General features: G+C 67.5%; 16 protein-coding genes. 5 read left to right on the top strand and 11 right to left on the bottom strand.

The features are described 5' to 3' along the window. Positions 1-89: 89 nt before the first annotated feature. The 8 genes from ROA7023_RS08085 to ROA7023_RS08050 all read right to left on the bottom strand — a co-directional run bounded on the left by ROA7023_RS08085 (position 90) and on the right by ROA7023_RS08050 (position 5167). Positions 90-389 carry a hypothetical protein gene (locus tag ROA7023_RS08085; protein WP_085878506.1) on the bottom strand — a complete coding sequence of 100 codons (300 nt, stop codon included), beginning with the start codon at positions 387-389 and terminating at the stop codon, positions 90-92. After that, positions 386-898 carry a hypothetical protein gene (locus ROA7023_RS24395; protein ID WP_085878505.1) on the bottom strand — a complete coding sequence of 171 codons (513 nt, stop codon included), beginning with the start codon at positions 896-898 and terminating at the stop codon, positions 386-388. The genes ROA7023_RS08085 and ROA7023_RS24395 overlap by 4 nt, the downstream gene beginning before the upstream one ends. After that, complete coding sequence (locus tag ROA7023_RS08075; protein WP_143535480.1) at positions 895-1443, bottom strand: hypothetical protein; 549 nt, start codon at positions 1441-1443, stop codon at positions 895-897. The genes ROA7023_RS24395 and ROA7023_RS08075 overlap by 4 nt, the downstream gene beginning before the upstream one ends. A 291-nt stretch (positions 1444-1734) precedes the next feature. Beyond that, positions 1735-2949: an NADH-quinone oxidoreductase subunit D gene (locus ROA7023_RS08070; protein WP_085878550.1), complete on the bottom strand. Its 1215-nt coding sequence runs from the start codon at positions 2947-2949 to the stop codon at positions 1735-1737. Positions 2950-2959: 10 nt separating this feature from the next. After that, positions 2960-3352 carry a nuclear transport factor 2 family protein gene (locus ROA7023_RS08065; protein ID WP_159458464.1) on the bottom strand — a complete coding sequence of 131 codons (393 nt, stop codon included), beginning with the start codon at positions 3350-3352 and terminating at the stop codon, positions 2960-2962. Further along, positions 3349-3969: an NADH-quinone oxidoreductase subunit C gene (locus ROA7023_RS08060; protein ID WP_085878502.1), complete on the bottom strand. Its 621-nt coding sequence runs from the start codon at positions 3967-3969 to the stop codon at positions 3349-3351. Before ROA7023_RS08060 ends, ROA7023_RS08065 begins: the two co-directional genes overlap by 4 nt. A 38-nt stretch (positions 3970-4007) precedes the next feature. Continuing rightward, on the bottom strand, positions 4008-4538 hold the full coding sequence (locus ROA7023_RS08055) for a NuoB/complex I 20 kDa subunit family protein (RefSeq protein ID WP_085878501.1): 531 nt from the start codon (positions 4536-4538) through the stop codon (positions 4008-4010). A 263-nt stretch (positions 4539-4801) separates the two neighbouring features. Continuing rightward, positions 4802-5167, bottom strand: coding sequence for an NADH-quinone oxidoreductase subunit A (locus ROA7023_RS08050; protein ID WP_085878500.1), 366 nt, complete (start codon positions 5165-5167; stop codon positions 4802-4804). Between the two features lie 162 nt (positions 5168-5329). Between ROA7023_RS08050 and ROA7023_RS08045 the strand changes: the two genes are divergently transcribed. After that, positions 5330-5872 (top strand): globin family protein, encoded by a 543-nt coding sequence (locus ROA7023_RS08045; protein WP_143535479.1) that lies wholly within the window; start codon positions 5330-5332, stop codon positions 5870-5872. On the opposite strand, the gene ROA7023_RS08040 is transcribed toward ROA7023_RS08045, so the two are convergent. Together ROA7023_RS08040 and ROA7023_RS08035 are read right to left on the bottom strand one after the other, a co-directional pair. Then, positions 5802-7034 carry a DegT/DnrJ/EryC1/StrS family aminotransferase gene (locus tag ROA7023_RS08040; RefSeq protein ID WP_085878498.1) on the bottom strand — a complete coding sequence of 411 codons (1233 nt, stop codon included), beginning with the start codon at positions 7032-7034 and terminating at the stop codon, positions 5802-5804. The genes ROA7023_RS08045 and ROA7023_RS08040 overlap by 71 nt on opposite strands. Positions 7035-7073: 39 nt before the next feature. Beyond that, the gene (locus tag ROA7023_RS08035) at positions 7074-7736 is read right to left on the bottom strand and encodes an HAD-IA family hydrolase (protein ID WP_085878497.1); all 663 of its coding nucleotides are present in this window, start codon (positions 7734-7736) and stop codon (positions 7074-7076) included. 100 nt (positions 7737-7836) lie between these two features. Between ROA7023_RS08035 and glmU the strand changes: the two genes are divergently transcribed. The 3 genes from glmU to ROA7023_RS08020 are packed head-to-tail and all read left to right on the top strand — an operon-like array spanning position 7837 to position 11682. Further along, positions 7837-9180 carry a bifunctional UDP-N-acetylglucosamine diphosphorylase/glucosamine-1-phosphate N-acetyltransferase GlmU gene (gene glmU, locus ROA7023_RS08030; protein WP_085878496.1) on the top strand — a complete coding sequence of 448 codons (1344 nt, stop codon included), beginning with the start codon at positions 7837-7839 and terminating at the stop codon, positions 9178-9180. Between the two features lies 1 nt (position 9181). Next, positions 9182-10999, top strand: coding sequence for a glutamine--fructose-6-phosphate transaminase (isomerizing) (glmS, locus tag ROA7023_RS08025; protein WP_085878495.1), 1818 nt, complete (start codon positions 9182-9184; stop codon positions 10997-10999). Continuing rightward, positions 10996-11682: a DNA alkylation repair protein gene (locus ROA7023_RS08020; protein WP_085878494.1), complete on the top strand. Its 687-nt coding sequence runs from the start codon at positions 10996-10998 to the stop codon at positions 11680-11682. Before glmS ends, ROA7023_RS08020 begins: the two co-directional genes overlap by 4 nt. A gap of 15 nt (positions 11683-11697) precedes the next feature. Here the strand turns inward: ROA7023_RS08020 and ROA7023_RS08015 are convergent, their stop codons facing one another. Next, positions 11698-12189 (bottom strand): D-galactarate dehydratase, encoded by a 492-nt coding sequence (locus ROA7023_RS08015; protein ID WP_234992094.1) that lies wholly within the window; start codon positions 12187-12189, stop codon positions 11698-11700. A gap of 83 nt (positions 12190-12272) precedes the next feature. Here ROA7023_RS08015 and moaA point away from each other — a divergent pair, with 83 nt between their 5' ends. Further along, positions 12273-13277: a GTP 3',8-cyclase MoaA gene (moaA, locus tag ROA7023_RS08010; RefSeq protein WP_085878493.1), complete on the top strand. Its 1005-nt coding sequence runs from the start codon at positions 12273-12275 to the stop codon at positions 13275-13277. The last annotated feature ends 30 nt before the right edge of the window (positions 13278-13307 follow it).

Below are 13307 nucleotides of genomic sequence, written 5' to 3'. Positions count from 1 at the left end.
GCGCCCGGGCGCCGGGCGCCGCCGGCAACGCCGAAACTTCGCAATGATGCCGCCCCTCGCCGGCCCCTGAGGTCTGCAGCCCGCCCGGGTCAGCCGCAGGGCCCGGTCCGCAGGGCAAAGCCGCCGGGGCCCGCGTCCACCAGCTCTCCGGTGCGGCCGAGATATTCGACCACGCCGCGCAGGCGGGCCGGGTCCAGGTCGGTGCGGGCCTCCACGACGGCCGCCTCGGTGTCGTTGGTGACCCGGCACCCCGCCTCGACCACGGCGGCGCGAAAGACGCCGAGGTCGGCCTCGGTCACCCCGGCGGGCAGCACGGGGGGCGGCGCGGGCGCGGCACAGGCCGACAGCGCCAGGGCGCATGCCAGAACAGGGAACAGGGGCCGTCTCATTGGCACTCCTCCAGTATCAATGCGCCTCCTTCGACCCGGATCGCGCCGGTCGAGGTCAGGGTGACGATCGCCCGGTCGGCCCGGACAAAGAGCCTGTCGCGCACCGGCGCGAGGTCGCCCTCCGAGATGCCCATCGCCTCGGACAGGAGGGTGACGACCTGGCTCTGCCCGCCGGTCATCGCCAGGCGGCAACCGCTGCCAGCCATCACCTGGCGCACAAGCTGCTCCCACCCGCGATCGGACATGCCGGCCAGCAGGCTGGCGGCCTCGGACCGGGCGAGCCCCTCGGTCTGATCCGCCGGCGCCGCGGCGACGGTCACGGCCCGGCAGCGGGCCAGCTCGGCCGCCTCGTCGGTGACGTCGAGGTCACAGACGAAATCCCGCCCGCTGTTGCGGACCACCACCCGGGTCGGGTCCAGGACGCCCGTGATCTCGACCGGGGCGGCCGGGTCGAGGGCCTGGGCCGCGACCGGGGCCGCCAGCAGTGCCAGGGCGGCGGCCAGCCTCATGGGCAATCCGTCAGCGTCGCGACCTTGAGCCGCTCGTTGATCACCAGGCGCCCCTGGTCGACCAGGATGTCGCCCGCCTCGTCGATCGCGGGGCGGACCGCCTCGACGATCTCCTCGTCCACGATCGCGGGATCGAAGCCGAGATGGGGCGCGGCGGCGACGGTCAGCAGGGTCAGAAGCTCCTGGTCGTCCATGTCGCCCAGGCGCAGCGCACAGCCCATGTCGCGCAGCGCCCCGGAGACGGCCACCGTCGCGACCATAGGCGGCAGGTTGCTCAGCGCGACGATCAGGGCCTCGCGTTCCTCCGCGGCGGCGGCCAGCGCGGCGCGCGACACATGGCGCAGCGGCGCACAACCGGTGATCACCGCGGCGGCGTTGTCGATCCGGAATTCGCACACGTAGGAGGTTCCCTGCAGGTCGCTCACCACGGCGCGGTCCCCGGCAATATGCCGAAGATCCATCCGGGTGCCGTCAGGGCCAAAATCCTGCCCCGAGGCCGCCCCCGACATCAGCGCGAAGCCCACGCACAAAGCCCATGTCCGCATGTCCGCACCTTTCCAGAATCGCAAATCGCCTCATACGGTTGCGAGTGTAGCAGGGCCACCGCGCAACAGGCCAGCCTGCCTTGGTGCCTGGACCTCCCGCGCACAGGCCTCCCGCGGACGGGCCTCCGGCGCATGGCGGCGCCGGGTGGGACGGGACAGCGGGACGACGCCCGCGGGAAAGCCTTCAGAAAGCGGCGAGCCCCAGCAGCGGCCCGAAGGCCACCGCGGCCGGAAGCGTGTGCAATGGCCCACCGGCCGCAAGGAACAGGACCGAGACCCCGACGATGCTGATCATCTGTCGACTTCGCCGAAGACGATATCCAGCGTGCCGATGATGGCCGCGACGTCGGCCAGCTGGTGGCCCTTGCAGACGTGGTCCATGGATTGCAGGTGCAGGAAGCCTGGCGCCCGCAGCTTGGCGCGGTAGGGCCGATTGGTGCCGTCGGCCACCAGGTAGACGCCGAACTCACCCTTGGGCGCCTCGACCGCGACGTAGATCTCGCCCGCAGGAACGTGGAACCCTTCAGTATAAAGCTTGAAGTGGTGGATCAGAGCCTCCATCGAGGTCTTCATGTCCGTTCGGGACGGCGGCGTGATCTTGCCCCGCGACAGGACCTCGCCGGGCTCGTTGCGCAATTTCTCGCAGGCCTGGCGGATGATGTTGGTCGACTGGCGCATCTCTTCCATGCGGACGAGGTAGCGGTCGAAGCAATCGCCGTTCTTGCCGACGGGGATCTGGAAATCGAACTCGTCATAGCATTCGTAGGGCTGCGCCCGGCGCAGATCCCAGGCGAGGCCAGAGCCCCGGACCATCACGCCCGAGAAGCCCCAATCGAGGATCTCCTGCTCCGAAATCACGCCGATGTCCACGTTGCGCTGCTTGAAGATGCGGTTCTCGGTCAGCAGCCCGTCGATGTCGTCAAGCAGCTTGGGAAATTCGACCGCCCAGGCGTCGATGTCCTCGATCAGCTCGGGCGTCAGGTCCTGGTGCACGCCGCCGGGCCGGAAATAGGCGGCGTGAAGCCGCGCCCCGCAGGCCCGCTCGTAGAAGATCATAAGCTTCTCGCGCTCCTCGAACCCCCAGAGCGGCGGGGTCAGCGCACCCACGTCCATGGCCTGCGTCGTCACGTTGAGCAGGTGGTTCAGCACCCGGCCGATCTCGCAGAACAGCACCCGGATCAGGCTGGCGCGGCGCGGGACCTCGGTGCCGGTCAGCCGCTCGATCGCCAGGCACCAGGCGTGTTCCTGGTTCATCGGGGCGACGTAATCGAGCCGATCGAAATAGGGCAGGTTCTGCAGGTAGGTCCGGCTTTCCATCAGCTTTTCCGTGCCACGGTGCAGCAGGCCGATGTGGGGATCGCAGCGTTCCACGATCTCGCCGTCAAGCTCGAGCACAAGGCGCAGAACGCCGTGGGCGGCCGGGTGCTGCGGGCCGAAGTTGATGTTGAAATTGCGGATCTTCTGTTCGCCCGTCTGGGCGTCTTCGAAACCTTTGGTGCCGTCCATCATGGTCTATTCACCCTTCCAGCGCCGGACCGTCGATGGTCCGGAACAGTTTCGTGATCAGTTTCCATTCCCCCTCGATGAGGAAGAAGCCGAGGTAATCCTCGAACCGCTGCGGCGGGACGTCCACCCAGAGCTTGACATGGGCCGTGTCGGCGGCCGCGTCGACCTGCAGGATCTCGAAGGAGGCGGGGCCGATCTGGGGGTCGCGGCCGGCCACGCGGCGCATGTAGGCCTCCTTGTCCCAGAACACCGGATGGCCCGATCCCGCCACCGCCGTCATCATGAAGGACGGGTGACACATGTGATCGAACGCCTCGGGGTTGGCTTGATGGACGGCCTCGCAATAGGCCCGGGCCTGTGCGCTGACGGCCTCTGCCGCCGTCATGGCTGCGGCATCCATCATTTGGCGCCCTCTTTCTTTTCGTCGCCGGGAAGGATGTACTCGGCCCCCTCCCATGGCGACATGAAGTCGAACTGGCGGTATTCCTGCACCAGGTTGACCGGCTCGTAGACGACGCGCTTCTGCTCTTCGTCGTAGCGCACCTCGGTATAGCCGGTGGTCGGAAAATCCTTGCGCAACGGGTGGCCGCGAAAGCCGTAATCGGTCAGCAGGCGCCGCAGGTCCGGGTGGCCCGAGAACAGGATGCCGAACATGTCGAAGATCTCGCGCTCGAACCAGTTGGCGCTGGGGTGGATCGTCGCGATCGAGGGCACCATGTCCTCTTCGCGGACCGCGACCCGCAGGCGGATGCGCTGGTTCTGGTACATCGACAGGAAGTGGTAGACCACGTCGAACCGCTTGGCCCGGCCGGGGTAATCCACCGCGGTGATGTCCACGAGGCTGGAGAACTTGCAGGTCGCGTCGGTCTTGAGGAATTCGACGAAGCCCGACAGGTTCGCGAGTGCCACGTCCATCGTCAGCTCGCCCAGGGCCACCGACCAGCCGGCCACGCAGTCGGAGCGCTTCAGCTCCAGATGTGCGCCCAGTTCCTCCAGCGCTTCGATCTGTTCATCAAGCATGTCGCTTCCTTTCTTCCGGGCGCTGTCGGCGGGGGCGTCTATCGGACAATGGTGCCCGTCCGGCGCATCTTGCGCTGCAGCTGGAGGATGCCGTAGAGCAGCGCCTCGGCCGTGGGCGGGCAGCCCGGCACGTAGACATCCACCGGCACGATCCGGTCACAGCCGCGCACCACCGAGTAGCTGTAGTGATAATAGCCGCCGCCGTTGGCGCAGGACCCCATCGAGATCACGTAGCGCGGTTCAGGCATCTGGTCGTAGACCTTCCGCAGGGCCGGCGCCATCTTGTTGGTCAGCGTGCCCGCGACGATCATCAGGTCGGACTGGCGCGGGCTGGCGCGCGGCGCGGTGCCGAAGCGTTCAAGGTCGTAACGCGGCATCGAGGTGTGCATCATCTCGACCGCGCAGCACGCCAGCCCGAACGTCATCCAGTGAAGCGAGCCGGTGCGGGCCCAGTTGATGATGTCGGCGGAGGAGGTTACGAGAAACCCCTTGTCCTGAAGTTCCCGGTTGAGAGACTGCGTCGCGACGTCGCGATCAGGTCCTGCAGTATTTCCGGTGGCGACTCCCATCGAGGGCTCCCTTCCTCGGGTTTCTGAACTTGGATCGGATCTAAGCCGACCGGTGCGCGGGGTCAACGGCAAGCGGCCCGACTGCGGCCATGGGTCCCTGCGGATCCGGGGGTTCGGACCGGTCCGGCTGATCCTTTGTGCACCGGGCGCACCGGGCGCACATGGCGCATGGGGCGCGCGGCGAGGCCTTGTGGCCACGGGTTGGCGCAGGAGTGTCCTGCCATTTGCCAGCCCGGACTGTCGGTCAGGCTACGCTCGGGGCGTCACTCCCACTCCAGCGCACCCTTTTTCCATTCATAGGCGAAGCCGATGGTCAGCACGCCCAGGAACACCATCATCGACCAGAATCCCACCATCGAGACGTCCTGGAACGCGACCGCCCAGGGGAACAGGAACGCGACCTCCAGGTCGAAGATGATGAAAAGGATCGAGACCAGGTAGAACCGCACGTCGAATTTCATCCGCGCATCGTCGAAGGCGTTGAACCCGCATTCGTAGGCCGAGACTTTCTCGGGGTCGGGGTTTCGCACCGCGACGAGGGCCGCCGCGAGGATGAAGACAAGGCCCAGCACGATCGCCAGACCCAGAAAAACCACGATGGGCAGGTATTCCCTCAGAAACTCTTCCATCGGTAAACTCTCCTTGGGGGCCGAAAGACATGTCCTTTCCCGCTTACCCCCCTGCCCCGGCGCGGTCAACAAGACGCCGCTGACACCTAACGTCGCGGCAAACAGCTCGGAACCTGCATACAGGTTCACCATCGCTTAACTCATTGCCCGTAGCGTCTCGGGATGAAGCATGAAATGCCCGCCAGGTCGATCACGTCGAAAATCCCCCTGCGCGCCAGACCGCAGGCCGAGCTTGTGGCGGACAGCCTGTCGCGTGTGGGCGACAAGGTGATCTGGCTCGCTTCGGATTACTACGAGGCGCTGTTCGACGCGAGCCCGCAGCTGCACGGGGTCCTGCCGCACCAGATGAGCGAGCAGACCAACATGCTTGGCCATGCGCTGGCCCACGCGCTGGCCAACCTGCGCGATCCCGACGGCGCCGCCCCGATGGCGCAGGACGCAGGGCTGGCCGATCGAAGCGCAAGAATGCCGCCCCGCATGCGCCGAACCATCGTCAGGACCCTGGTCCATGCGCTGTCCCTCTGGCACGGCCCCACCTGGACAAAGGACCATGCCCGCGCCTGGAACGAAGGATTGCTCGGCGTCGCGCCGCTGCTGATCCTTGATCGGGTCGCGCCCGAAACCGACCCCGGGCCTAGCCCATCGCGCCGGGCCGCGACGACCCCGCCCGGGCCTGCCAGACAATCGAAACTTCCTGACGAATGATCCGCGCGATCATCGCACAATCCTCAAGGCTGAAGGTCAGCGGAAGTCGAAGATCCAGCAGCCCGGCCAGCACCCGGTCCGTGCGCGGCAGCTCCGGCACCGGGGCGTAGCGCCACGAATCGTAGCGCGAGGTGAAAGCCACCGGATCGGCGTTGCCGAACCATTTCAGCTCCACCCCCCGCGCGGCACAGCGCGACAGCACCGAACGGACGTCCTCCTCGGCCCAGCCCGTCAGCAGGAACTGGAAGGACGAGGCGACATAGCCCTCCTGCGCGGGCCGCTCGACAAGGCTCAGGCCCGGTGTCGCGCGCAAGCCCTCTTCGACGACGGCATGACGGGCGTTCCAGCGCTTCGCCTGGGTCTCGATCTTGCGCAGTTGCGGGCGCAGCAGCGCCGCGCGCAGGTTGTCCATGCGGGACGAAACATTGGGCACCTCGAACCGAAGGTCCTCGAAAACCGCGGCGGGCGGGGCGGCCAGGTGCCGGCCATACAGCATGTAGCTGCCCGAGCCGATGATCGCCCGCGCCATCATCTCGTCGTCGTCCGAGATGAGGAACCCGCCCTCGCCCGAGTTGATGTGCTTGTAGGTCTGGGTCGAAAAACAGCCCATGACGCCATGGCGTCCAGAGGGCACGCCGTTCCAGTTGGCCCCCATGGTGTGGGCGCAATCCTCGATCACCAGCACCCCGGCCCGCGTACATAGCGCCATCAGCCGGTCCATGTCGCAGATATGGCCCCGCATGTGGCTGAGCAGCAGGACCGAAGCCTGCCCCAGCCGGGTTTCCAGATCGCCCAGGTCGATCACCAGCCCCTCGGTCACCTCGACATAGAGCGGCACCGCGCCCACCGCGGCGATCGCGCCCGGCACCGGCGCCAGGGTGAAGGCGTTGGTCAGCACCGGATCGCCCGGCCGCACGCCCGCCGCCCGAAGCGCGGTGGTCATCGCCGCCCCGCCCGAGGCCACTGCAAGGCAGTATTTCGCCCCCGTCATCGCCGCGAATTCCTGTTCCAGCAGCGCCACTTCGCCCACTTCGCCGGGGGCGGTGTTGTAGCGGTGCAGCCGGCCGCTGCGCATGACCTCTACGGCCGCCGCGATGCCCTCTTCGGGGATCGGCTCCTGCTGGGTAAAGCTGCCGGTGAAGCGCTCTGGACCGTTTGTCATGGCGCCTTGATGAGCGGTGCGCCGGGGCCGGTCAACACCTCAGAGGGCGAGTGCGTCAACAACGCCCGCCAGATCGTCGAAATGGCCGATGCTGGCCTCGGGGTTCAACGCGAGCACGGCGTCGCCGGTGGGGCCGAAGGTGACAAGGACGCAGGGCACCCCCGCCGCGGCCGCCGTCTTGCGGTCGGTATCGGTGTCGCCGATCAGGCAGGTCCGGGCGGGATCGGCGCCCAGCCGCCGCACCGTCTCGCGCAGCGGGGCCGGGTCGGGCTTGCGCACCGGCAGCGTATCGGCGCCGACGAGGGCTCCGAAGGCGTCGCGAATGCCCAGGACCTGCAACAATCGCTCGGCCAGCCCCTCGGGTTTGTTGGTGCAGACGCCCACCGCGTAGCCCGCGCCACGCAGGCGCTCGACCGCCGCGATCGCCCCGGGATAGAGCCGCGTGTGCACGCAGATGTCGGCGCCGTAGGCCTTCAGCAGCACGGGATATTGCCGGTCAATCTCCACCGCGTCCGGGCCCTCGACCCGCGAGAACCCAAGCTGGAGCATCGCCCGCCCGCCATGAAACGCCGTCGCCGCGTCGGCCACGGGATCGAGCAGATCGCCCAGGCCCAGCCCGCGAAAGCAGTGATTGGCGGCGGCGATCAGGTCCGCGCTGGTATCGGCCAGTGTGCCGTCGAGATCGAAGATGACGCTTTTCATGGGCCCGCTGTAACGACACGACACGGTTTGTGAAAGCCTGCCCGCTTGCGATGCCCCCCCGTCCGGTTAGAAGGGCGGTAACAAGACAACGCGAGGCAGCATGGCAACGGCATTGATCCTTCTGGCGGCGGGACTCGGCAGCCGGATGAACTCCGACCGGCAGAAGGTCCTGCACGAGATCGCGGGCGCACCGCTTCTGGCCCATGCGCTTCGGTCCGGCATGACGCTGGAACCCGAGCGCGTGGTCGTGGTCGCGGGCCACGGCGCCGAGGCGGTCGGTGCGGCCGCCGCCGACTGGGTGCCGGACGCGCAGGTCGTGATCCAGGCCGAGCAGCTCGGCACCGGCCATGCCGTCGCCCAGGCCCGCGAGGCATTGGCGGATTTCGCCGGCGACGCCGTGGTCCTCTACGGCGACACGCCCCTGCTGCGGCCCGAAACGCTCGCGGCCATGACCCGGGCGCGAGCCGAGCACGACATCGTCGTGCTGGGGTTCGAGGCCGCCGACCCGGCCCGCTACGGCCGCTTGTTGACCGAGGGCGACAGCCTGATCCGGATTGTCGAATGGAAGGATGCGAGCCCTGAAGAACGCGACATAACCCTTTGCAATTCCGGCCTTCTTTGCGCCGATGCCCAGACGCTTCTGTCCCTCGTCGGGGATCTGTCCAACGACAATGTCTCCGGCGAATACTACCTCACCGACGTGCCCGCCCTGGCCCGCGCCCAGGGCCTGACAGCGACCGTGGTGCGCTGCGACGAGGCCGAGACGCTGGGCGTCAACACCCGCGCCGACCTCGCCGCCGCCGAGGCCGCGTTCCAGGCCGGCGCCCGGACCGGGATGATGGCCGAGGGCGTGACCATGACCGCCCCCGAGACGGTCTTTCTGGCGTTCGACACGGTCATCGGGCGCGAGACCCTGGTGGAGCCAAACGTGGTCTTCGGCCCCGGGGTCACTGTGGAATCGGGCGCCACGATCCGGGCCTTCTCGCATCTCGAGGGTTGCCACGTCAGCCGCGGCGGCGTGGTCGGGCCCTACGCCCGCCTGCGCCCCGGCGCGGAGCTCGCCGAGAATGTGCGGATCGGCAATTTCGTCGAGGTCAAGAACGCCCAGATCGCCGAGGGCGCCAAGGTCAATCACCTCAGCTATATCGGCGACGCGGACATCGGTCCGAAAACGAACATCGGTGCGGGAACGATCACCTGCAATTACGACGGCGTTTTCAAACACCGCACCAAGATCGGCGCCGGGGCCTTCATCGGGTCCAACACCATGCTCGTCGCGCCGGTCACCGTGGGGGCCGACGCGATGACGGCCAGCGGATCTGTGATCACAAGCGATGTGCCGGCGGGCGACCTGGCCCTGGCGCGATCCAAGCAGGTCAACAAACCCGGGCTCGCACGACGCTTGATGGAGACGTTGCGCGCCCGAAAACGGACAGGAGGCTGAAATGTGCGGCATAGTCGGAGTGCTGGGCGCCCACGAGGCCGCGCCCTTCCTTGTCGAGGCGCTGCGCCGGCTTGAATACCGCGGCTACGACAGCGCGGGCATCGCGACCGTCAACCAAGGTCAGCTCGCCCGGCGCCGGGCCGTGGGCAAGCTTGCGAACCTGTCGGACGCGCTTGTCCACGACCCGCTGCGGGGCAAGGCCGGCATCGGCCACACCCGCTGGGCCACCCACGGCGCCCCCACCATCGGCAACGCACATCCCCACAGGGCCGGTCGCGTGGCTGTCGTCCACAATGGAATAATCGAGAATTTCCGTGATCTTAGGGCCGAGCTTTCAGCCAGTGGCATGGCCCACGAGACCGACACCGACACCGAGACCGTCGCCCTTCTGACCGAATTTCACCTCTCTCAGGGGCTGTCGCCGCGCGACGCCGCCGAGCGGACGCTGGCGCGGCTCGAAGGGGCCTACGCGCTGGCCTTCCTGTTCGAGGGCGAGGATGACCTGATGATCGTCGCGCGCAAGGGCTCTCCACTCGCGATCGGGCACGACGAGACCGAGGTTTACGTCGGTTCCGACGCGATTGCCCTCGCGCCGATGACCGATCGGATCACCTATCTCGACGAAGGCGACTGGGCCGTGATCACACGCCAGAAGATAGAGATCCGCGACGCGGCGGGCGCCCTGGTCGAACGCCCCACACGGATCATCCAGATCGACGCGGCGATGGTCGACAAGGCCGGTTACAAGCACTTCATGGCCAAGGAGATCGCCGAGCAGCCGACTGTGATCACAAACGCTCTCGACGCCTATCTCACTGAAAGCGGCATCGCCCTGCCCGAGCCCGGCCTCGATTTCCGGACCCTCGACCGGATGAGCCTCGTGGCCTGCGGCACCGCCTATTATGCCTGCATGACGGCGAAATACTGGTTCGAGTCGCTGGCGCGCTTGCCGGTCGACATCGACGTGGCCTCGGAGTTCCGATACCGCGAACCGCCCATTCCCGACCGGACCGTCGCCCTCTTCGTCTCGCAATCGGGCGAGACCGCCGACACCCTGGCCGCGCTGCGCTTCTGCAAGGGCAAGGCGGCCTCCGTCGCGGCGGTGGTGAACGTGACCGAAAGTTCCATCGCGCGGGAAAGCGACCTCGTCCTGCCGATCCACGCCGGAACGGAAATCGGCGTTGCCTCGACCAAAGCCTTTACATGTCAGCTGGTTGTCCTTCTGATCCTCGCCCTCAAAGCGGCGCAGGATCGCGGACACCTGTCCGACGCCGATCTGGCCGAACGGCTTGTCGCCCTGCGGGCGCTGCCCGGTCTGATGAACCATGCGCTCGCCACGGAAGAGCCCGCCAGCGCCCTGTCGCGCAAGCTCTCCGAGGCCCGCGACGTGCTGTTCCTGGGGCGCGGGGCGATGTATCCCCTGGCGCTTGAGGGGGCACTGAAGATGAAGGAAATCAGCTATATACACGCCGAAGCTTACGCGTCAGGAGAGCTCAAGCATGGCCCCATTGCGCTGATCGACGAACATGTTCCCGTCATCGTCATGGCGCCGCGGGACGCGCTTTTCGACAAGACGGTCAGCAACATGCACGAGGTGATGGCCCGCGGCGGCAGGATCCTTCTGGTCAGCGATCAGAGAGGCGTGGCCGACGCCGGCGACGGCGTTTGGGAAAGCCTCGTGCTGCCCGAGGTGGACCCGTTCCTTGCGCCGATCCTCTATGCGCTGCCTGCACAATTGCTTGCCTATCATACGGCTGTCGCGAAGGGGACGGATGTCGACCAGCCGCGCAACCTCGCGAAATCGGTCACGGTCGAATGACCGGGGCCGACGCCCTTGCGGCGCTCGAAGCAAGAGGCAATCCGCAGAAAGCGGCCGAGATGGCGGCCTATCACAAGGCCGCGCGTCCCTACCTGGGCGTCGCCAATCCGGAATTAGACGCCTTGACAAAGACTTGGCGCAAGGACCTCACCCTCGACGCCCGCCTCGCCCTGGCCGATGGCCTGTGGCGGACAAATGTTCACGAGGCCCGCATCGCCGCGGCCAAGCTGCTGACCCAGGCACGGATTCGCCCGGACGACACCGGCGCCTGGACCCTGATCCGTGGCTGGTTGCCCGACTTCGACGCCTGGGCCATCGCCGATCATGCCAGCATCGCCGGACAGAAACGGCTCGCAGCCGATCCCTCCCGGCTGGAGACGGTGGAGGCCTGGACCGCCTCCGAGCATATCTGGACCCGCCGCGCCGCCCTCGTCATGACCCTGCCCTGGACCAGGACACGGGATGCAAAACCCCGAGAACTGGCCGAGCGCGAGCGAATCCTCGGCTGGGCCGCGGGCTACGTGACGGATCCCGATTGGTTCATCCAGAAGACGGTCGGTTGGTGGCTGCGTGAGCTGTCCAAGCGCGACCCGGACCGTGTGCGCGAATTTCTGGACACGCACGGCGCCGCGATGAAGCCCTTCGCCCGCCGCGAAGCGATGCGGATCATGGACAAGGTCTAGACCCGCGCTCCGGTGTCAGGACCGGAAAACCGCCAGTTCCACGATTTCGGTCAGCGGCGCGTCGATCAACCGCATCGCCGACAGGCTCAGCTGGCTGCCCGACCCGGCCTCGGCGCCCGAGGGCCGCAGCTCGATATTGATCGAATTGCCCTGGTATTCGACGCGCCCCATCACGGTCTGGCTGACCAGCGGCGTTTTCAGCCATATCCCTGGATCCGCCGGCGAACCGAGGGTCGCCAGCGTGGTGCCGAGCGCCGAACCGGTGGCGGCCGGCGCGGCCAGCGCATCGGCCTGATCCTCTTCGGTCGCCGTGTCGAATTCGTCCACGGTGCGGGCCTCGGGCGGGGGTGGCGGTGGCGGCGTCGGGTCCAGCGTCTCCACCGGCCCGGTGGCGGACAGGGGCTGGCCGGTCTCGACCGGCTCGGCCCGCGGCTGCAGGATCTGGCGCAGAGACGGGCTTTCGCAGGCGGCCAGGGCGAACGGAAGGATCAGGATCGCGGCTCTCATGCCCCACTCCTAGGGGCCCCGTCGCGCCGAGGCAACAGGTTTGCCGCCTTGCGCCCGGCCGCGGCCGCCCCTAGCTATATGACATGGACAAGCCCCTCGTCGACCCGTTCCAACGCGCGATCCGCTACCTGCGGCTCAGCGTCACAGACCGCTGCGATTTCCGCTGCGTCTACTGCATGTCCGAAAACATGACATTCCTGCCCAAGAAAGAGCTTCTGACCCTCGAGGAACTCGACCGGCTGTGTTCCGCCTTCATCCGGCTGGGCGTCGAAAAGCTGCGCATCACGGGCGGAGAGCCCCTCGTCCGCCGCGATATCCTGACCTTCTTCCGGGCCATGTCACGACATCTTGAGAGCGGTGCGCTGAAAGAGCTGACGCTCACCACCAACGGCTCCCAGCTCGAACGTTTCGCGGGCGATCTCGCCGCGGCGGGGGTGCGCCGGGTCAATGTCTCGCTCGACACGCTGGACGAGGCGAAATTCGCCAGGATCACCCGGTGGGGCCGCCTGCCCCAGGTGCTGCGGGGCCTCGACGCCGCCCAGAAGGCCGGGCTGCGGGTAAAGCTGAACGCGGTGGCACTCAAGGGCTTCAACGAGGACGAATTGCTGCCCATGACGCGCTTTTGCGCCGAACGGGGGATGGACCTGACCTGGATCGAGGTCATGCCCATGGGCGACATCGGCAACGAGGACCGGCTGGGGCAATACTGGTCCCTCGACGACCTGCGCACACAACTGGCCCGGCACTACACCCTTCAGGATCTGCCCGACGACACCGGAGGCCCGGCCCGCTACCTGCGCCTGGCCGAGACCGGACAGCGCATCGGCCTGATCACCCCGCTCAGCCACAATTTCTGCGAAAGCTGCAACCGGGTGCGGATCACCTGCACCGGCGAGATCTACACCTGCCTGGGCCAGGAAGGCCATTCCGACCTCCGCGGGCCCTTGCGCGGCTCCGACGCGGACGGCCCGCTCGAGGACGCGATCCGCGCGGCAATCGCGCTCAAGCCCAGGGGCCATGATTTCGACTATTCCCGGCAGGCGGTGGACGGCCGCGTCACCCGCCACATGAGCCACACCGGAGGCTGAGCGCCCGCCGCCCCGGAGCTCCCCGCAGGG

The sequence above is a fragment of the Roseisalinus antarcticus genome (assembly GCF_900172355.1).
Lineage (GTDB): Bacteria > Pseudomonadota > Alphaproteobacteria > Rhodobacterales > Rhodobacteraceae > Oceanicola > Oceanicola antarcticus_A.
This window is presented reverse-complemented; position numbering and strand designations above follow the sequence as displayed.